The 19,746-nt window shown below is 71.9% G+C and carries 17 protein-coding genes; 10 read left to right on the forward strand and 7 right to left on the reverse strand.

Features of this window, described 5'->3' with window-relative positions; genetic code table 11:
• Positions 1-34: 34 nt before the first annotated feature.
• The 4 genes from ACIG5E_RS14675 (at position 35) to ACIG5E_RS14690 (ending at position 6,793) form a co-directional block, all read left to right on the forward strand.
• Positions 35-1,945 carry an NAD-dependent epimerase/dehydratase family protein gene (locus ACIG5E_RS14675; RefSeq protein ID WP_396533768.1) on the forward strand — a complete coding sequence of 637 codons (1,911 nt, stop codon included), beginning with the start codon at positions 35-37 and terminating at the stop codon, positions 1,943-1,945.
• A 97-nt stretch (positions 1,946-2,042) separates the two neighbouring features.
• A complete protein-coding gene (gene asnB, locus ACIG5E_RS14680; RefSeq protein WP_396533769.1) occupies positions 2,043-3,896 on the forward strand; it encodes an asparagine synthase (glutamine-hydrolyzing) in 1,854 nt (617 codons plus the stop codon).
• Positions 3,897-3,992: 96 nt separating this feature from the next.
• A complete protein-coding gene (locus ACIG5E_RS14685) occupies positions 3,993-5,216 on the forward strand; it encodes an MFS transporter (RefSeq protein WP_396533770.1) in 1,224 nt (407 codons plus the stop codon).
• 155 nt (positions 5,217-5,371) lie between these two features.
• On the forward strand, positions 5,372-6,793 hold the full coding sequence (locus ACIG5E_RS14690) for a phytoene desaturase family protein (RefSeq protein WP_396533771.1): 1,422 nt from the start codon (positions 5,372-5,374) through the stop codon (positions 6,791-6,793).
• Between the two features lie 22 nt (positions 6,794-6,815).
• On the opposite strand, the gene ACIG5E_RS14695 is transcribed toward ACIG5E_RS14690, so the two are convergent.
• On the reverse strand, positions 6,816-7,268 hold the full coding sequence (locus ACIG5E_RS14695) for a hypothetical protein (RefSeq protein WP_396533772.1): 453 nt from the start codon (positions 7,266-7,268) through the stop codon (positions 6,816-6,818).
• Between ACIG5E_RS14695 and ACIG5E_RS14700 the strand changes: the two genes are divergently transcribed.
• From ACIG5E_RS14700 to ACIG5E_RS14710, 3 genes are all read left to right on the forward strand, one after another.
• Positions 7,263-7,865 carry a hypothetical protein gene (locus tag ACIG5E_RS14700; RefSeq protein ID WP_396533773.1) on the forward strand — a complete coding sequence of 201 codons (603 nt, stop codon included), beginning with the start codon at positions 7,263-7,265 and terminating at the stop codon, positions 7,863-7,865. The two genes, ACIG5E_RS14695 and ACIG5E_RS14700, sit on opposite strands and share 6 nt — an antisense overlap.
• Positions 7,858-8,196 (forward strand): hypothetical protein, encoded by a 339-nt coding sequence (locus tag ACIG5E_RS14705; protein ID WP_396533774.1) that lies wholly within the window; start codon positions 7,858-7,860, stop codon positions 8,194-8,196. The genes ACIG5E_RS14700 and ACIG5E_RS14705 overlap by 8 nt, the downstream gene beginning before the upstream one ends.
• An 86-nt stretch (positions 8,197-8,282) precedes the next feature.
• On the forward strand, positions 8,283-9,500 hold the full coding sequence (locus ACIG5E_RS14710) for a PP2C family protein-serine/threonine phosphatase (protein WP_396533775.1): 1,218 nt from the start codon (positions 8,283-8,285) through the stop codon (positions 9,498-9,500).
• A gap of 52 nt (positions 9,501-9,552) precedes the next feature.
• Here ACIG5E_RS14710 and ACIG5E_RS14715 read toward each other — a convergent pair whose 3' ends face one another.
• From ACIG5E_RS14715 to ACIG5E_RS14725, 3 genes are all read right to left on the reverse strand, one after another.
• On the reverse strand, positions 9,553-11,397 hold the full coding sequence (locus ACIG5E_RS14715) for an ABC transporter ATP-binding protein (RefSeq protein ID WP_396533776.1): 1,845 nt from the start codon (positions 11,395-11,397) through the stop codon (positions 9,553-9,555).
• A 176-nt stretch (positions 11,398-11,573) separates the two neighbouring features.
• Entirely contained in the window at positions 11,574-11,771 is a 198-nt protein-coding gene (locus ACIG5E_RS14720; RefSeq protein WP_396533777.1) for a hypothetical protein, read from the reverse strand.
• Between the two features lie 479 nt (positions 11,772-12,250).
• A complete protein-coding gene (locus ACIG5E_RS14725; RefSeq protein ID WP_396533778.1) occupies positions 12,251-12,625 on the reverse strand; it encodes a transglycosylase SLT domain-containing protein in 375 nt (124 codons plus the stop codon).
• A 642-nt stretch (positions 12,626-13,267) separates the two neighbouring features.
• Here ACIG5E_RS14725 and ACIG5E_RS14730 point away from each other — a divergent pair.
• The gene (locus ACIG5E_RS14730) at positions 13,268-13,840 is read left to right on the forward strand and encodes a YceI family protein (RefSeq protein WP_396533779.1); all 573 of its coding nucleotides are present in this window, start codon (positions 13,268-13,270) and stop codon (positions 13,838-13,840) included.
• Between the two features lie 142 nt (positions 13,841-13,982).
• On the opposite strand, the gene ACIG5E_RS14735 is transcribed toward ACIG5E_RS14730, so the two are convergent.
• The 3 genes from ACIG5E_RS14735 to ACIG5E_RS14745 are packed head-to-tail and all read right to left on the reverse strand — an operon-like array spanning position 13,983 to position 16,869.
• Entirely contained in the window at positions 13,983-15,068 is a 1,086-nt protein-coding gene (locus ACIG5E_RS14735; RefSeq protein WP_396533780.1) for an ABC transporter substrate-binding protein, read from the reverse strand.
• 59 nt (positions 15,069-15,127) lie between these two features.
• The gene (locus ACIG5E_RS14740) at positions 15,128-16,018 is read right to left on the reverse strand and encodes an ABC transporter permease (RefSeq protein WP_396533781.1); all 891 of its coding nucleotides are present in this window, start codon (positions 16,016-16,018) and stop codon (positions 15,128-15,130) included.
• On the reverse strand, positions 16,015-16,869 hold the full coding sequence (locus tag ACIG5E_RS14745) for an ABC transporter ATP-binding protein (protein ID WP_396533782.1): 855 nt from the start codon (positions 16,867-16,869) through the stop codon (positions 16,015-16,017). Before ACIG5E_RS14745 ends, ACIG5E_RS14740 begins: the two co-directional genes overlap by 4 nt.
• Before the next feature lie 261 nt (positions 16,870-17,130).
• Here ACIG5E_RS14745 and ACIG5E_RS14750 point away from each other — a divergent pair, with 261 nt between their 5' ends.
• Positions 17,131-18,765, forward strand: coding sequence for an ATP-binding protein (locus ACIG5E_RS14750; protein WP_396533783.1), 1,635 nt, complete (start codon positions 17,131-17,133; stop codon positions 18,763-18,765).
• A complete protein-coding gene (locus ACIG5E_RS14755; RefSeq protein WP_396533784.1) occupies positions 18,762-19,448 on the forward strand; it encodes a response regulator in 687 nt (228 codons plus the stop codon). The genes ACIG5E_RS14750 and ACIG5E_RS14755 overlap by 4 nt, the downstream gene beginning before the upstream one ends.
• Positions 19,449-19,746: the final 298 nt, after the last annotated feature.

Genomic DNA, 19,746 nt, shown 5'->3' on the forward strand with positions numbered 1-19,746 from the left:
ACCGATCCTCCACCCCCCACAGCGAGGTAGTCCGATGGATGCCAGTAACGAACCGGATATCAGCACCGAACCGGCGCAGGTACGGCTGAGCGGCGCGGTGATGAGCCACCCCAAGCGCGCGGCGGAGGCCCGGCGGCTCGCCGACGCCGACCCCCGGGGCCGCGTCCGCGTGGTCATGGACCCCGAGCCGGACGGCCGCCCGACCGCCCTCCGGGTGGCGCCGCTCTCCTGGTCCTGCGTGGCGCCCGACGCCACCCACCACCTGGTGCTGCAGGACGACGTGGTGCTCGCCGAGGGCTTCTACGAGCACGCCGAACGCGCCGCCGCGGCGGCCCCCGGCGAGGCGATCGCCCTCTACGCGGGCTGGGAGGCACGCAACGGTGCCGTCGCCCGGCTCGCCGCGCTCACCGGCGAGCCCTGGGCGTACACCCTCCAGGAGCACGTGCCCTGCCAGGCGCTGATCCTGCCCGCCGAGGCGGCCCGCGGGTACGCCGCCTTCCAGCAGGAGCACGGCGGCGGCTGGCCGTACGACGTGGTGGTGCAGCGCTACCTGAACGCGATCGGCATGCCGGTGCGGTTCTGCACCCCCAGCACGGTGCAGCACGACGACCTGCCCAGCCTGGCCGGCAACACCTACCACGGCTTCCGTCAGGCCACCCTGTTCACCGGCGAGGCGGGCCGGGCGGACGCCGACGGACCGTGCCCGCGCTTCCCGGTGGTGCCCTTCTACCAGTACGGCGACGCCCGCTGCGCGGTCCTTAGGGGCACCGAGTGGGAGTACCTGGAGACCGAGCGGCACCTCGCCCGCGACGGCCTGCTGGACGCCTGCCTGGCCGCCCTCCGGGCCGCGGGCCCGGACGCCGCGGCCGGACTCCCGGACGGCGCCGGCCGGGCCGTGTGGCTGACCGCCTTCGCCCTCGGCACCGTCACCGCCGACGCACCGGAGCCGGACCCGCAGCTCGCCGCCGCCGTCATGGAGACCCTCGGGCCGGGCGGCCTGTGCGAGGAGTTCACCGCGGCCGAACTGCTCGCCATGGCCCCCGCGGTGCGCGACCTCGCGCTCACCGCGCTCGCCGCAGGCCGGCGCGCCGGTGCGGACCCGGCCGTCCGCACGGCCCGCCCGGAGCCCACCGCCCGGGTGGCCGTCACCGGCGGCGACCCGGCCTTCACCCGGCAGCTGGCCCGGCTGCTCGCCGACGCCGGGCACGAGGCCCGGCACCCGGCCGGGCGCCCGTCCGCAGAGGACCTCGACGGCGTCCGGCACGTGGTGCACCTGGGCCGCCCCGAGGAGGACGGCCTGCTGGCCGACGTACTCGCCGCCGCCGCCAAGGCCGGGGTGGAGCGCCTGGTCTACGCCGGCTCCTCGGCCGTCTACCGCGGCAGCCGCGAACGGACCGTCACCGAGGAGGCGCCGGCCGAAGCCCCGGCCGACCCGGTGGCACTGGCCTGGTGGCGCGAGGAGCGGGCCGCCCGCGCCTGGGGCGCCGACCACGGCGTCCCCGTCCAGGTGCTGCGGCTCGCCGATCCGGTCGGCCCGTACGCGCCGGCGGACAGCCCGCTGGTGCGGTGGGTCAATCTGGCCTGGACCCGGCGCCCGCTCGCCCTGAACCCGTCGGGCCGCCACCAGGTGCTGGACCACCGCGACCTCGCCGACGCGCTGCGCGCCGTCCTGGCCGCCCCGCCCGCGCAGCCGGTGTTCAACGTCGCCTCCGCGGCCTTCGACGAACAGGAGCTCGCCGGGTTCCTGGCCGACGTCTCGCGGCGCACGCCCTGGGAGTGGGTCCAGGACCCGACGGTCGATCGCTGGACCATGGCGACCGGGCTGATCGAGACCGAACTCCACTGGCACGCCTCGGCCGTGCTCCGCGAAAGCATGCGCGCCCTCGCCCAGTGGTGGGCCTGCGACATCCACGGCGACTACTCCCTCCCGGACCCACGCCGGTAGCCGCGCCGGCCGGCGGCGCCCCGTCCGGTGCCGCCGGCCGCGCGCGCGCCACCCGTGACCCCTCCCACCCGTCAACGCCCACCCCCTGGAGTACCGCATGTCCGCCATAGCCGGCTGGGTCGACTTCTCCCGCGACACCGTTGACGGGTCTGACGGGTCTGACGGGTCGGACGTCATCCGGGCCATGACCACGGCACTGGCCCGGCGCGGACCGGACGGCGAGGGCCTGTGGAGCTCCGCGCACGCCGCCCTCGGCCACCGCCGCACCGCCCGCGACCCCCACCCGCAGCCGCTGACCGCCCCCGGCGACACCGGCCCGCACGCCGTGCTCTCCTTCGCCGGCCACCTCACCAACCCGCGCCAGCTGCGCGACCGGCTCACCGCCGCCGGGCACCGCGCGGTCACCGGCGGCGACGCCGAGGCCGTCCTCCAGGCCTACCTGGCCTGGGGCGAGGAGTTCGTCACCCGGATCGAGGGCGGCTACGCGCTCGCCCTCTGGGACCCGCGCCGCGAGGAACTGCTGCTGGTCCGCGACCGGATGGGCGTCAAGCCGCTCTTCTACGCGCCCACCCCGGACGGCGTGCTGTTCGGCTCCGAGCCCAAGGCCGTGCTCGCCCACCCCGGCTTCCGTCCGGCCCTCGACGCCGACGGCCTGCGCGACATCCTGTCCGTCGCCCGGGTGCCCGGCCACGCGGTCTTCCGGGGCCTGCGCGAGGTCCTGCCCGGCGCGCTGCTGCGGGTCGGCCGCGCGGGCACGGCCGAACGGCGCTACTGGCAGCTGCGGGTCGCCGCGCACACCGACGACCTGGACACCACCGTCGACACCGTCCGCACCCTCCTGGAGGCCGCGGTCGCCCCGCACCTGGACGGCGACGAGCTGCCCTGCTCGCTGCTCTCCGGCGGCCTCGACTCCAGCTCGCTCACCGCGCTGGCCGCCGCCCTCGCCCGCCGCCAGGGCCGCGGCCCGATCCGCTCGCTGGCCGTCAACGACCAGGAGCCGGGCGCCGACGGCGCCGCGGCGCAGGGCAACGAGGACCACCGCTACGCCCGGCTGATGGCCGAGCACGCCGGCACCGAGCACCGCGAGATCCCGCTCGCCGGCCTGGACCTGCTCGACCCGGAGCTGCGGGCCTCGGTGCTCGCCGCGTACGACATCCCGATCAACAAGGGCGACCAGTACGCCTCGCTGCGGCTGCTGTTCGGCGAGGCGCGCGGGCACGCCGCGGTCGCGCTGTCCGGCGAGTGCGGCGACGACGTCTTCGGCGGCTACAACTGGAACCGGCTGCCCGAGTGGATCGCCGAACCGACCTTCCCCTGGGTGGCGGAGGGCCGCCCGCGCTTCCTGGGCACCGACGTCGTCTTCGACGCCGGACTGCTCGGCAAACTCGACCTGGCCGGTTACGAGCGGGACTGCCACAGCGCCGCCGTCGCCGAGATCGCCGCCGCCGACGCGGTCGACGACCCGGTCGAGGCCCGCTACCGCGAGGTCACCTACCTGGCGCACACCCGCCACACCCGGGTCCTGTTCGACCGGCTGGACCGCCTCGGCACCGCCGCCGGGCTCGACATCCGGGTGCCGTTCGCCGACGCCCGGCTGGTCGAGTACGCCTTCAACATCCCATGGGCGATGAAGGCGTTCGACGGCCGCGAGAAGAGCCTGCTGCGGGCCGCGATGAGGGACCTGCTGCCGGACGCGGTGGCGATGCGGGTCAAGACGCCGTACCCCAACCTGCGGGACGCCCGCTACGACCGGGTGCTGCGGGAGCGGCTGGCCCGGGTCGCGCTGGATCCGGACAGCCCGGTCGCCCCGCTGCTCGCCCCCGCGCTCCGGGCCGCGGTGGCCCGCGACGGCGCGGACGCCCTGGTCGCGGGCGTCGGCCGGGCCGCGCTGGAGACCGCCCTGCAGACCGACGCATGGCTGCGCGCCTACCGGGTCGAGCTCGACCTCTGAGCCCTGCCACGACCGAGCCCCGCCGCGGCTGAGGTCTGCGACTGAGCCCCGCGACGACTGAGCCCCGCCACGACGCCCTGCCGACGAAGGAGTCCCATGGCCGCGACCCTCGCCGCGCCGCCCGCCCCGCCCGCCCGTCTGTGGACCCGCAACTTCGGGCTCTACTTCACCGCCCGCACCGTGGCGGTGCTGGGCGACACCATGATCCCGGTCGCGACGACCGTGGCGATGCTCGCGCTCGGCTTCGGGGTGGGTGCCGTCGGCGTTGCGCTGGGCGCCTGGATGGGGGCGTTCGCCCTGTTCGTGGTGTTCGGCGGGGTGTTCGCCGACCGGTTCCGACCCCGGCCGCAGATGATCGCCGCGGACGCGCTGCGCTGCGCGATCCAGGCCGGCCTCGCGGTCTGCCTCTGGCTCGGCCACCCGCCGCTGTGGCTGCTGGTCGTCGGGTCGGTGCTCGGCGGGCTCGCCACCGCGATGTTCCAGCCGGGCCTGACCAGCCTGGTGCCCCAGGTCGCGGCCGACCCGCAGCAGGCCAACGGCGTGCTGCGGGTCAGCCAGGGCGTAGCCACGATGGCCGGCCCGGCGATCGCCGGCACCCTGGTCGCCGCGGTCTCCCCGGCCTCGGTCTTCGCGGCGACGGCGGCCACCTTCGTCGTCAGCGGGCTCTGCCTGGCGGCCCTGCGGCTGCCGCACGTCGAGCCCGACCGCACCGCCTCCACCCTGCAGAACCTGCGGGAGGGCTGGACGGCGTTCCGCTCCCGCTCCTGGCTGTGGTCGGTGATCCTGATCTGGTGGGTCCTCGGCGTCTCGGTCTGGGGCCCGATCACCCCGGTCGGCGCGGTCTCCATCGTCGACGCCCACGGCAAGGCCGCCTTCGGCTGGGCGGAGAGCTCCTTCGGCGTCGGCTGCGTGCTCGGCGGCCTGGTCGCGATCCGGCTGCGCCCGGCCCGTCCACTGTTCGGCGGGGCGGTGGCGATGCTGCTCTTCCCGCTGATGCCGCTGTCCGCCGCCCTGGTGCCGCCGGTGCCGCTGCTGATGCTCGGCTACCTGGCCAGCGGCATCGGGTGGGCGTTCTGGGGCGTCCAGTGGGCGACCTCCGTCCAGACCCAGATCCCGGAGGACAAGCTCAACCGGGTCGCCGCGTACGAGATCGCCGGATCCATCCTGGCCGTCCCGCTCGGCCAGGCGCTCGCCGGGCCGGTCAGCGACCTCGTCGGCGTGCACCGGCTGCTGTTCCTCGGGGCCGTGGTCGGCCTGGGCTGCGCCCTCGCCCTGCTCGCCGTCCGGCCCGTCCGCCGGCTGCCGCGGGCCGCCGGCTGAACCGGGCCGCCGGGATCCCCGCCACCCGCCAACTGCCGTGACGCTGCGGATCGGCGCACGGATCCGAGGACACCGGTATCTAAGCTGGCCCAGTGCGTCGGGTGGCCCGACCCGTTCGCCGCCCGGTGACTCCGGCGAGAGGTGGGACTGGCGGTATGACGACGGCCGTGGTGGTCGGCAGCGGGCCGAACGGGCTCGCCGCCGCGATTCGCCTCGCCCAGGAGGGCGTGCGGGTACGGGTGCTGGAGGCACGGGAGACCATCGGCGGCGGCACCCGGTCCGGTGAGCGGACGTTGCCGGGGCTGATCCACGACGACTGCTCCGCCTTCCACCCCACCGGCGTCGCCTCGCCGTTCCTGCGCTCGCTCGGCCTGGAGGAGTACGGGCTGCGGTGGCTCTGGGCCCAGGCGGAGCTGGCCCACCCCCTGGACTCGGGAGCGGCCGGGGTGTTGTGGCGCGACGTGGACCGGACGGCCGAGCACCTGCCGCCGGCGGACGGCAGGGCGTGGCGGCGCGTTTTCGGCCGGCTGTCGAGCCGCTTCGACCGGCTCGCGGACGACGTCCTCGGTCCCCTGCCGCACGTGCCCTCTTCGCCGCTCGCCCTGGCCGAGTTCGGCGTCCAGGCCCTGCTGCCCGCCCCGTGGACCGCCCGGAGGTGGAGCGGCGAGCAGGCCCGGGCGCTGTTCGGCGGGGCGGCGGCCCACGCGTTCAGCTCGCTGCGCACGCCGTTCGGCAGCGCCATCGGCCTGATGCTGATCGCCGTCGGCCACGCCCACGGGTGGCCCGTGGCGGAGGGCGGCTCGCGGGCGATCACCACCGCGATGGCGCGGCTGCTGGAGCGGCTCGGCGGCGCCGTCGAGACCGGAGTGGAGGTCGTCGACCTCGACCAGCTCGACCGGCCCGATCTCGTCCTGCTGGACACCGGCCCGCACGCCGCCGCCCGGATCCTGGGTGACCGGCTGCCGCGCCGGACCGCCCGGGCCTACCGCCGGTACCGGTACGGCCCCGCGGCCTTCAAGGTGGACCTGGCCGTCGAGGGCGGCATCCCGTGGACCAACGAGCACTGTCGGGCGGCGGGCACCGTCCATCTCGGCGGAACGTTCGAGGAGGTGGTCGCCGCCGAGGAGGCGACCTTCCGCGGAAGGATGCCCCGCCGGCCCTTCGTCCTGGTCGGTCAGCAGTACCTGGCCGACCCGTCCCGCTCGGCCGGGGACCTCCACCCGGTCTACGCGTACGCCCATGTCCCGCACGGCTACCGGGGCGACGCGACCGAGCCGGTCCTGGACCAGATCGAGCGGTTCGCCCCCGGCTTCCGGCCGCGGGTCCGAGCACGGTACGTCCGTACGGTGGCGCGGTTGCGAGCGGACAACGCCAATCAGGTCGGCGGCGACATCACCGGGGGAGCCAACACGGTGCGCCAGCTCGTCCTGCGCCCCCGCCCCGCCGTGGACCCGTACGCGACCGGGGTGCCCGGCGTGTACCTGTGCTCCGCCGCCACCCCGCCGGGCGCCGGAGTGCACGGGATGGCCGGCTTCCACGCGGCGGAGTCGGCCCTGAGGCACCTGGCGAAGCGGTGACGCCGACCGGGGCGAACGGAAGTCAGTCCGCGGACGCCGGGGCGGGTTCGGGGGTCGCGGTTCGGCGGGCGACGGCGGGGCCGAGGAGGAGTTGGCCGACGGCGGCGAGGAGGCCGATGCAGGCGCAGGTGAGCCAGAGGGCGGAGGAGCCGTGGTCGAGGAGCCAGGCGCCGGCGACGGGGGCCGGCAGGCCGCCGAGGGACCAGGCGAAGCCGTAGACGCCGCTGTAGCGGCCGCGGAGGTGGGGCGGGGCGAGGGCGACGGCGGTGGCCGCGCTGGCGCCGGTGAAGGCGATCTCGCCGAGCGACCAGATCACGGTGGTGGCGCTGTAGCCGAGGGGTGAGGCGGCCAGGGCGTTGAGGCCGAAGCCGAGGCCGACCAGCGCCCCGCCGATCAGGACCCCGGCGGTGTAGCCGAGGTTGACCGCCCAGAACAGCAGGCTGTAGGCGCGGGTGCGGTGCTGCTCCGGGTGCACGGCATCGCCCGCGTGCGCGAGAAGCCACGGCTGTGGGAACAGGCCGTCCTCATCGCCGACGCCTTGCGCGGTCCGGGCGGCCTGCTCGGCGACCTCCCCGGATGGGAGGAGCCCGAGCTGGTGCCCGTCCAACTCCCCTACCGCCGGAACGACCACTGGTTGGGCATGGAGTTCGCGGCGGGCACCGAGATCAAGGAGGACCGGGTGCTCTTCACGGCGCACTACGCTCCCGAGCCGATGCTGGGCGTCAACCGGCACTGCGGGCTCCTGCTCGACGAATGGACGGAAGTCGTCCCCGCACGGCAGGAGACCACCGGGATCGCGTTCCACTACAACGGCCCGGACGCGGAGCCGCCGCAGGCCATGCTTCTCGTCACCCCACCGCAGCAGACGGGCAACTGGAGCGCCGACGACCTGCTCGATGCCGTTGGCGAAACCCTCGACCTGGCCAAGATCCGCGCCGTCGAGCCCGCGCACCTGGATACCACCCCCTACGCACAACTCCTGCCCGCGACGGTGATGTCGGCGACCCGGCGGCCGATCACCATCAGCACTGATCTCGCAACCGCCAACCTGCGAGGAAAAGCCGATGCCTGAGCCAACCCGTATCGAGAACCTCCGTGCCGCGCTCGACCAGCGGCTGTTCCCCACCGTCGGACTCTGGAACCGTCTGGCCAGCGTCATCGACGGCAAACCGGTCCGGCCGCACACGAGTCTGCTCAGGGAGGGCATCGACGCGGGAAATCCCTACTTCATCAACGAGGAGGAAGTGCCTCCGACAGGAACCACGCTCGCCCTCGCCTACAGTCGCACCCGCTGGTACGACGGCCGCGTTTCCGTCTGGCTTGGCGCCCAACGCGGCGTCGGCCGCGGTGAGGGCTCCAGCGGGCTGGTCTTCGACACCCTCGTCGACACCACTTACCCATGAGGCACCGACCGTGGTCGGCCGCACCCGGCGCGGTCGTGCCTGACGTGAGAGAGGCCGGAATCGGTGTGAGACTGAGCACGGAAGGGGTGATCCCCGTGTCGGATCCACCGCACGCGTCCGGCGGTCCCGACACCGTCGTCGACGAGATTCGGCTGGAAGAGCTGATCATCGAGGCGCAGACGGCCCTGCCGGTCGACCTGCCCGTCCTGGCGAACCGGTGCGCTGCGGCCCTCGGCCTGGACACCGCGCTGATCTACCTCGTCGACCTGCAACAACGGCTGCTCGTCCCACTCGACGAGGCCTTGGAGCCGCTGCCGGTGGACCGCTCGCCGGCCGGCTGGGCGTACCGCAGGGTCTCCCCGCAGGTGGCAGCCGACGACGGCGGCGTGATCGTCTGGATGCCGCTGGTCGACGGTGCGGAGCGGCTGGGCGTGCTGCAGGTGCGGACTGCCGCGCTCGACGGGGTGCGGATGCGCCGCAGCCGGATGCTGGCCCATCTGGTCGCCATGCTGATCACCTCCAAACGCACCTACAGCGACTGGCTCGCCTCCCTCGCCCGCACTACGACCATGGGGTTGCCCGCCGAGATGCTGCGGGCCTTCCTGCCTCCCCACACCGTCGGCAGCACCAGGTGCGTCTCGACCGCGGTCCTGGAACCGGCCTACGACGTCGCCGGCGACGCCTTCGACCACTCGGTGGTCAAGAACGTGCTGCACACCATGATCCTCGACTCCATGGGTCACGATCTGACCGCCGGCCTGACCACGTCGGTCGCCATGGCAGCGGCGCGCAACGCCCGCCGCGCCGGCGGCGCCCCGGCCGATGTCGTCGGCTCCGTCGACCAGGCGCTCGCCCGGTGGCTGCCCGACCATTTCTGCACCGGCGTGCTGTGCCGGCTCGACGCGGAGACCGGGGTGCTGCACTGGGTCAACTGCGGTCACCCACCGCCGCTGCTGATCCGTGCCGAGCGGGTGCTCCACGGAGCGCTGGACAGCCCCCCGCAGCCCCCGATCGGCTTGGCCGGCCAACTCGTTCCGGGAGCCCGGCAGGTCCACGAGACGAGACTGGAACCGGGCGACCGCGTCCTGCTGTACACCGACGGCGTCGTGGAGGCACGCGACACGGACGGTGAGGAGTTCGGCCTCGACCAGTTCGCCGACTTCATCATCCGCTCCTCGGCCGCCGGCCAGCGCCCGGCCGAGGTGCTGCGGCTGCTCATCCACGCCATCCTCGACCACCAGCGCAACCACCTGCGGGACGACGCGACCATCCTGCTCTTCGAATGGCGCCCGCAGCGCCCGTGACGTGCTATCCGTCGGTGCGTGGCGCGGCCGTCGACGCGGCGGGCCGGGGGGCTCAGGGGACGATCTTCACCGACTCGGCCCGTGGGTGGTGGAGCCGGTGGAGGCCGACGTAGGCGGGGCTGCGGGCGAGGAGTTCCTCGTGGGTGCCACGGGCGGCGAGCAGGCCTTGTTCGAGCAGGACGATCTGGTCGGCGTCGCGGACCGTGAGCAGGTTGTGCGAGATGATGATCGTCGTGCGGCCGGCCATCAGCACACGCATCGGGCCCATGATCCGCCGGGCCGACTCGGCGTCCAGGCCAGTGGTGGGTTCGTCCAGGACGAGGACGGGCGCGTCCCGGATCATCGCACGGGCGATCGCCAGACGCTGGCGCTGGCCGCCGGAGAGAAGCCGTCCGCGCTGGCCGACCACGGTGTCGTAGCCGTCGGGCAGCAGGCTGACGAACCCGTGGGCGTCCGCCGCCCTGGCGGCCGCCAGGATCTCGGCCTCGGTCGCCTCCGGGCGCCCGTACGCGATGTTGTCCCGGACGGTGCCGTGGAAGACCAGGGTCTCCTGCAGGACCACGGCGATGTTCTCGCGCAGCTCGGTGAGCGACAGCTCGCGCAGATCGACACCGTCGAGCCGGACCGCGCCGGCGGTCGGGTCGTAGAAGCGGAGCAGCAGCTTGGCGATGGTGGACTTCCCCGCGCCGCTGGCACCGACCAGGGCCAGCGTCTTTCCCGGCGCCACCCTGAAGGACACGCCGGACAGCGCGGGCGTTGCCGCCTCCGGATAGCTGAAGGTCACGTCGTCGAACTCGATCCCGCCGTGGGCCCGGCCGATCGCCCGCGGGGCAGGGGGTTCGCCGACCTGCGGGCGCTGGTCGAGCAGTTCGATGATCCGCTCGGCTGCGGCGGAGGCGCCGTAGAAGGTGTTGCCGAGCCCGGACATGCCCCGGATCGGGCCGTAGAGCCGGCTGAGCAGGGCGAGGAAGACCATCAGGCCGCCGAGGGTGAGCCGGCCACGGACCAGCTCCCAGGTCCCGAGGCCCATCACCGCCAGGCCGCCGAGCAGCTCGATGAACTCGACCGTCGGTCCGTAGAGCGCTCCGATCCGGGTCGAGGCCATCGCGGCGTGGTACCGGCCGATGCTCTCGCGCTGGAACCTGGCGTGCTCCCAGTCCTGGCGGTTGTACGCCTGGACGAGGGCGATGTTGCCGAGCGCCTCCTCGGTGACCGCGCTGATCGAACCGCCGCGCCGGCGGCGTTCGCGCGAGGCCGCCCGGATCAGCTTGGCGAAGCGGCGGGCGGTGAGGAAGAAGAGCGGCGCGGCGACCAGTGCGGTCAGTGTCAGGTCCCAGCGCAGCGCCAGCAGGAGGCCGACGTAGATGCCCAGCCGCGCCACCTGGCCGATCGCGCTGACGATTCCGGAGAGCAGGAAGGTCTCGACCGCGTCGACGTCGCCGGTCACCCGGGACAGCACGTCGCCGAGCTGCCGCCGCTCGAAGAAGCCCAGTGATAGGCCCTGGACGTGCCGGAACACGTCCGATCGGAGGATGAGCAGGAAGCGCTCGCTGACCCAGGTGGAGGTCACCCGGCGGGCGAAGCCCAGCGTTCCGGAGAGCAGGGCCAGCCCGGCGTAGGCGAGGGCGACCGGCAGGAACAGGCTCAGCCTGTGCGGGATGAGCATGTCGTCGATCACGATCTTGAACAGCCAGATCTCCGCCGCCTCGATCGCCGGGCCCACCGCGACCAGGAGCAGCAGCACCACCAGCCAGTGGCGGCCGCCCTTGGTGTAGGGCCAGAAGCGCCGGAAGACCTCCCGGAGCGGGACCGGCGGTGCGGCGGCGACCAGGGCGTCGGAACTCTCGACGACGAGTAGCCCTCGCAGAGCCTCTCGAAGGGTCCGCTTTCGCGTCATCTCACGGTCTTCCCGCGTGCTGCCCGGCACCGGTCACCCCGCTGAACCCCGCCCCGAGCCCGGAACCCGCCGGGTGGCGCGGGTCGGACGGACCGGGCGGGGCGGCAACAGGCCGGGCACGAAGCATGCCCGGCCTGCTGCCGCAACGGATTGGAAGCGTCCGGCTACCGCTGACGTCAGTAGCCGAAGTCGCCGTAGCCGCCGTAGCCGCCGCGGTCGCCGTGGTCTCCATAGTCGCCGCGGTCGCCGCGGTCGCCGCGGTCGCCGAAGTCGCCGCGGTCTCCTTCGTCGAAGCCGCGCTCACCGAAGTCGCCGCCGTGGTCCTCATCACGGCTGAACTTGCCGAGGTCACGGAGGTTTTCGAGGAGTCCCATGATCAAACCTTCCTACGATTCCCCCTCAGACCATCCTCGATCCGAGCGCATGGATCAGCAAGCACAATCCGCGAAAAATTGAAGATTAAAAAAATAGGAATGATATCGCAATTGATGGCCAGTCAAGTGATTTTTTTGGCAAAAAGAATGTCAAGTCTTTGGTGAACTCAAACCAAGGTGCCGGACCGTGACCGACTGTTCGCGCCGTGCGGTCGTCGCGTGACGGGGCATTGCGCTTCTTCAGCTCCAACAGCCCGGAACAGCAGGCAGGTTCGATGAACCCGCCGCTGGCCGGCGGCGGGTGCGAATCTTCGCCGGGGTCGCTGCGATGGATTTCAGGAAACCGCGAGAGGGCCCGTGCCACGCGGATTGCGCGGGCACGGGCCCTCTCGGGTCATCCCAGTGGTCCCTGTCCGGCCCCCGGGGTGAGGGGGAGGATGGTCAAGGTCTCGGGTGTGGTACTTGGCCGAGGGGTCGGCTTAGTACCAGTGGTGGTTCTGCCAGAAGGCCCAGGCGGCGTTCGGGCTGCCGTAGCGGGAGTTCATGTAGTCCAGCGCCCACTTGATCTGGGTGGCCGGGTTGGTCTTCCAGTCGGCGCCGGCGGAGGCCATCTTGGAGGCCGGCAGCGCCTGGCCCAGGCCGTAGGAGCCCGAGCTCGGGTTGGTCGCGGTCACGCTCCAGCCGGACTCGTGGGAGATGATCTGGCTGAACGAGGCCAGCTGGTTCGCCGGGACGATCTGGGCGGCGATGGCCTGCGGGGAGGCGTCCGCAGCCGAGGCCACGGTGGGGACCACGGCGGCACCCAGGGCGGTCAGACCGGCGGCGCCGGCAAAAATCGCGGCAGAGGTACGCATACGCAGCTTGAAAGTGGGCATGTAGAGCAAGACCTCAATCGGGTTGGGCCGAGTCACACCCCGTCCTGGACCGTGGCCGGACAGGGGCCATGACGGTCGCGGGGCGTGACTTGGCAGTAAAGCCGTTCACCGGCGGGACAGGTGCCGGTGTGGCGATGCAGCAATTGAGCCAGGTGGGATCGGTTGTCGACAAGACCCCCCTTGCTACGATCCGCTGTCGTATTCGGGGGGCGGCCGGCATTGATTCGCGGGCCGGGTTGTGCGGTCGGGCACCGTGCTGAGCTGGGCAAATGTCGCGATCGGGGGTCGCGGACGGCGCTTGGAGCCGCCACTATCGCCCGTCGTGGACCCTTTCAGGTGTGAGCGGGCTCACGGTTTATGGCATGGTTTGCCCGATTTGTTCGTTACTGACCGGATCGTCACCCGTGCTCTGAGTGCAGGCGATCTTCCCGGGCTGAGGCCCGCGTCACACTCGGATGCGCACCCCCGCCGCGCGGCCTCCTCCGTCTCGGCCACCCGGACGTTGCTGTGCACCGCCGGCTGCATCCCCACGTACCGGTCGGCGTCGCGGAGGGCCGGGCGAGCCGACGGTGCATCGCCGTCCTATCGTGTTCGAAGGGGCAAGCATGCCGAGGAGCTGCCATGGCTACGGCGAAATGGTTCTTCGAGCCGGGTCACACTGCGGCGGAGTTCAGCGCCAGGCACATGATGGTCACCTACGTACGCGGACAGTTCAAGAACGTCCACGGCTTCCTGGTGATCGACCCGGACGACCCGGAGAAGGCCCAGGTGGAGGCGACGATCGACGCGACGCAGGTGTACACCGGGCAGCCCGACCGTGACGCCCACCTGCGCAGCGCCGACTTCTTCGATGTCGAGCGCTATCCGACGTGGACGTTCACCGGGTCCCGCATCCGGCAGGTGAGCGCGAACGACTTCGAGGTGACGGGCGACCTCACCATTCGCGGAGTGGCACGCTCCGTGACGTTCGATGTGACGTATCTGGGACAGTGGGACACCCCCTGGTGGGAGGACGGCCAGGATCTGGGACCAAGGCGCCGGGCCGGATTCGTCGCCAGATCACGCATCAACCGCCATGACTTCGGCGTGAGTTGGAACGACGTGGTCGACCGAGGCGGTGTCGTCGTGGGCGACATGGTCGACGTCACGGTCGATGTCGAGGCAGTCCTGGAGCCCACAGCGACGGCAGGCTGACGGCGGTCTGACGACCGCCACGTGCAGCCGCCCGGTGAGCACGCCGCAGGCCGTCCGTTCGCCGACCGGCACGGGAACCGCACAGGGGAGAACCCTGGGCGCGTTCTCAGGGAGGCGCGCGCCCAGGGTCTCGGGGGGAGGGTCAGCCGTCGGAGCCGGCCGGGGTCGAGGTGCTGGTGATACCCAGAGTCTTGTCGGCCGCCTGGGCGAACTCGTTGGTGAAGGTCTTGCCCAGGTCCACCGAGTCCACGTTCTTCACACCGACCAGCTTCTCGGTCGCCAGGGCGTTCTTCGGGCCGTCGGCCGGCATGATGCCGTCCGGGAGGAACTGGCCCTTGTCCTGGGTCAGCGCGGTGATGTAGTCGTCCTTGGTCACCGCGCCGTTGGAGGTGAAGGCGGGCGGCAGCGCGTTGGCGATGTCGGCGGCGGAGTGGGTGTTGATCCACTGCATGGTGGCGACCAGAGCGGTGACCACCTTCTGGGCCGCGTCCTTGTGGGAGTTGACCCAGTCGGTCTGGGCAAGGACGCTCGCGGACGGCCAGAGGCCGCCCACGGCCGCCTTGGCACCGTCGGTCGTGGCCAGGTCGACCGCCGAGTAGCCGATGCCTCTCTTCTGAATGGCCGTCACCGTGGGCTGCGTGGTCATCACACAGGCCGCCTTGCCGTTCTGCAACGCGGCGATCGCCGTCGCTCCGGCGCCGACGCCGATCCGGTGGTACTGGTCGGTGCTGAGCTTGTTCTGGGCCGCGATGAACTCGGTGAGGGTGTCGGTGCCCGAGCCCAGGTCGGTGACACCGAGGGTCTTGCCCGCGAAGTCGGCCGGCGAGTGGACACCACTGTTGTTGGCGCACATCTCTCTCTCACCTGGCGCGCCGGACAACTGCACGATGTCCTCGACCGCCTTGCCCTTCGCCGCGAAGTCGATGGTGTGGATGTACCAGGCACCCGCCATGTCGACCTGGCCGGAGGCCATCGCGTCCTCGGCGCCGACCGCGTCGGACTCGGTGCTGAGCACCACGTTGACGCCGTACTTCTGGTAGAAGCCGAGTTGCTGGGCGAGTTGGAAGGGCAGGTAGATCTGCTTGTCGATACCGCCGACCATGATCTTCACGGTCTGGGTGCCGCCGGCGTCCGAGCTGTTCCTGGAGCCGCTGGAGGAGCAGGCGGTGAGGGTGAGGCCGAGGGCGAGGGCGCCGACGACGGTGCCGGTGAGAGTCCGCTTGAACATGGCTGTCCCTTCGGGGAGGTAGTGCGTGGGGGATTACTCGGGGTGGCGAGCTGTGCGGACTAGATGACCGCGCTCTCGGACGGAGACGGCGGACGCCACGAGAGCAGCCGTCGCTCCAGCTTGGTGATCAGCCACTCGGCGATCAGGACGATGACCGCGATGACGGCCATCGTGGCGAACACGCCGTTGGGGTCGAACTGGTTCTGAGCGGTCTTGATGACGAGGCCGAGGCCGGCCTGCGCACCGAGCACCTCGCCGACCAGCGCACCGACGATGGCGAACCCGAAGGCGGTGTGCAGGCTGGCGGTGATCCAGGTGAGCGCCGAGGGCAGCACCACGTGGCGCACGATCTGCAGCGGCGAGGCGCCCAGCACCCGGGCGTTGTTGAGGATGTTCCGGTCGACCTCCCGGACACCCTGGAAGGCGTTGAAGAAGACCACGAAGAACACCAGCACCGCCGCGAGCAGGACCTTCGGCGTCTCACCGAGGCCGAACGCGACCAAGAAGATCGATCCGAGCACGATGCGCGGAACCGCGTTCACGATCTTGATGTACGGGCTCAACACGTCGGAGAGGAACCGGTTCTGACCGAGCAGGACACCAAGGATGACTCCCGCGACCGTGCCGACCGCGAATCCGAAGACCGCCTCCCGGAGCGTGGTCCCGATCTGCATCCAGTACGAGCCGAACTCGGTGGCCTGCTCTCCCTCGGTGAAGTAGTCGACCAGGCGCTGGGCGATGCCGCTGGGCTGCCCGTAGAAGAACGGGTCGAGCCACTTCCAGGTGGTGACCAGCTGCCAGCCGCCGATCACGAAGACGGCCAGGCCCAACTGGGCCGTCAGGACCAGCAGCTTGCGCTTGCGAACCGCGCGCTTCCCGGCACTCGCGGCAGTGGCGTCCCTGGCCGGGCTCTTGGTCCCGGTCGGAACAGTGGAGGAGACGTTGCTCATGACTTCTTCTCTCCCGTCGTGTCGGCGTAGGCGCGCTCGACCTCCTCGCGGAGCGAGGCCCAGATCTGGTGGTGGAGTTCGAGGAACCGGGGCTGGAAACGGATGTCCTGCACCGCGCCGCGCGGACGCGGCAGGTCGATGTCGTAGACCGCCTTGATCGAGCCCGGGCGGGAGGTCATCACCACCACCCGGTCGGCGAGGGCCACGGCCTCCTCCAGGTCGTGGGTGATGAAGATGACCGAAGGACGCAGCTGCTCCCACAGGCCCAGCAGCTCGTTCTGCATGATCGCTTTGGTCTGGACGTCCAGGGCGCCGAACGGCTCGTCCATCAGCAGGATCTTCGGCTCGTTGATCAGCGCGGCCGCCATCGCGACACGCTTGCGCATACCGCCGGAGAGCTGGTGCGGGTGGTGGTCCTCGAACCCGGCGAGGCCGACCCGGCGCAGCCAGTCCCGGGCGGCGGCGTTGGCCTTGGCCTTCCCCGCGCCCTTGAACATCGGGCCCATCGCCACGTTGCCCAGCACGGTCTTCCAGGGGAGCAGTGCGTCCGCCTGGAACATGAAGCTGATGCCGTCCGTGATGCCGTCGACCACCTGGCCGCCGACCGAAACCGTGCCCTCGCTCGGGCGGTCCAGGCCGGACACCATGCTCAGGGTGGTCGACTTGCCGCAGCCGGTCGGTCCGACGACCGCGCAGAACTGACCCGGCTCGACGGTGAAGCTCACATCCCGGGTCGCCGTGAAAGCCTCACCGCTCGGGGTCAGGAACCGCTTCGTCACACCCGAGATCTCGATCCGGGCATCGGTTGGTCCTGCGGCCGGGCTCGTCGCGACGTCGTTTCGTGAAGCCATCGAATCCGCCTCCTTGGTCTCCTCTGCCACCCCTTCCGTGTTTCCGGGGTGTTGCGTGGTGCCGAGAAGATATGACCGCCATGCGGGGCGGCGGGAGTCTTGCGAACATTGCGCGGCTTCATGACATTGCGGCGAGTTCTGCTCGTTCTGCGCACGGGCGCGGGGCTGGGCAAACGACGTTTCACCAGGCACACTCGCCTACACGCTCGCCGAGCCGGAAGAGCACGGCGAAGGAGGCGTGAGCGGTACGGAGGTGGCCGGATGGCCCGAAGACGTGGCCAGGGCAGGAAGCTCTCGGCCCGCATCCTGGTCAGCCAGCTGCTCATCCTGGCCATCACCAGCGCCATCGGCTTCGTCATGCTCACCTACGCGCAGCGTGACGAGCTCGACCACGAGTACCAGCAGCGCGCGCTCGACATCGCCCGGACCGCCGCCGGTGACCCCCAGATCGTCCAGGCCATGGCCGACGGAACCGGCGGGGACGTCGTCCAGACGGTCGCCAGCCGGATCGAGAAGGCCTCCGGGGCGACCTATGTGGTGGTCATCGGCCTGAACCACATCCGGCACTCCCACCCGTTCCCGGATCTCATCGGCAAGGCCGTGGAGGAGCCGATCGCCGTCCTCGACGGCCGCACCCACACCGGTATGGACAACGGTGCGACCGGTCGCTCCGCCAACGCCAGGGTCCCGCTGCGCGGCTCCGCCGGCGAGGTGATCGGCGAGGTGTCCGTCGGCATCGCCGAGAAGCAGGCGGTCGGCCAGCTCATCCGGGAACTCCCCACCTTCGGCCTCTTCGCGGCGGCCGCCCTTGCCGTCGGCTCGATCGCCTCGTACGTCCTGGCCCGGCGGCTCAAACGGACCACCTTCGGACTGGAGCTGGAGGAGATCGCCGGACTGCTCCAGGACCGCGAGGCGATGCTGCACGGCATCAAGGAGGGCGTGATCGCCTTCGACCCGCAGGGCAGGATCAGCGTGGTCAACGACGAGGCCCGCCAGCTGTTCGGCCTCGGCACCGCCCTGGGCTCGCGGCTCGACGAGATCCTCCCCGACGGCCGGCTGCGCCGGGCGCTGGACGGCAGTCTGGAGGGCGTCGACCTGACCGTGCTGACCGACAGCCACTGCCTGGCCGTCAACCGGATGCCGGTCGTGTTGCACGGCCGCGAACTCGGCGCGGTCGTCACCGTCCGCGACCGAACCGAGCTGGTCGGCCTGCTGCGCGAGCTGGACTCCGTCCGCGGCCTCACCGATGCGCTCCGTGCCCAGCAGCACGAGTTCGCCAACCGGATGCACACCCTCGCCGGCCTGCTCGAACTCGGCGACCACGAGGCCGCGCTGGAGTACGCCGTCGAGCTCAGCCACAGCGAACCCGCTCGGACCGAGGCCGTCCGGGACCGGATCGCCAACCCCTTCATGGTCGGACTGATCGTCGCCAAGACCGCCGTCGCCGCCGAGCGCGGGGTACGGATCACCCTGAGCGAGGACTCCCGGCTCACCGAGCAGCCCGGCCACCTCAAGCGGCTGCTCACCATCGTCGGCAACCTGCTGGACAATGCGGTGGAGGCGGTCGGCAACGGCGGCGAGGTCAGCCTCTCGCTGGTCGAGGAGAAACACGCGATCACCCTCCGGGTCGCCGACAACGGTCCCGGCATCCCGTCCGGCGCCGCCGATTCGATCTTCGAGGATGGCTGGTCCACCAGCCCCGACCGGGGCACCGCCCGGCGCGGCCTCGGACTGGCCCTGGTCCACCGGCTGGTGCAGCAGCACGGTGGCACCATCACCGTCAGTCAAGGGCCGGGCGCGGTGTTCACGGTCGTCCTGCCCCTGCCGGACAACGACCCGGCACCCCTCGGCGCGGTGTTCACGGTCGCGCCCGCAGTACTGGAAGGTGCGCTGTGATCAGGACACTGGTGGTCGACGACGACTTCCGGGTGAGCGCCATCCACTCCGCCTACGTGGGCCGGGTGGACGGCTTCGAGGTGGTCGGCCAGGCCGGCTCGATGGCGGCCGCCATGGACGCCTTCCGGGAGTTGCGCCCCGATCTGCTACTGCTCGACCTCTACCTGCCCGACGGTAGCGGCCTCGACCTGCTGCGCCGGCTGGTGGCCGAGGAGGCCGAGCCGAGGCCCGACGCCCTGATGATCACCGCGGCCAGCGACGTCGCCTCGGTCCGCTGCGCGATGCAGCTCGGCGCCACCGGCTACCTGGTCAAGCCGTTCGGCTTCGCCGCCCTGGAGGAGCGCCTCGGCGCCTACCGGGAACTGCGCGACCGGGTGGACGCCCTCGACCCCGACGCGGACACGGCCCAGGCCGAGGTCGACGCGCTGTTCAGTGCCGTCCGCCCCAGCACGCGGCCCACCGTGTCCGCCAAGGGGCACTCGGCGCCCACGCTCGCACTGATCCTGGCCGCACTGCGCGGCGCCCGCTGCGACCTCTCCGCAGCCCAGGTCGGCCAGCAGACCGGGGTGTCCCGCGCCACCGCGCAGCGCTACCTCTCGTACCTGGTACGGGAGGGGCTGGTCCGGCTGGAGCTCAAGTACGGCACCACCGGCCGCCCGGAGCACCGCTACCGGACGACCTGACAGATCATCCGGACGTCCGTGCGGGACGGGTTCGCCGCGGCCTTGTCATGGCTCTCCAGGCGGGGCGGGCGGAGCAGGGCGGGAACGGCACGGTCGGCGCCCTCACCGCGCCACCGGCTCCAGGGCACCAACCTGCCCGGCGGTCTGGTCGGCCCTCCAACCGCTCAGGGCATGCGCATCTCCGGGCGGGGTGGCAGCGTGGAGGTGAGACCCGGATGCGCCGGGACGGCCTGCATGCACAAAGTGGACAGCCACGCCACTGGGGGCACGGAACCCGGCGGACCGGGGGAACACCGGT

This window comes from Kitasatospora sp. NPDC053057, from assembly GCF_044546945.1.
Lineage (GTDB): Bacteria > Actinomycetota > Actinomycetes > Streptomycetales > Streptomycetaceae > Kitasatospora.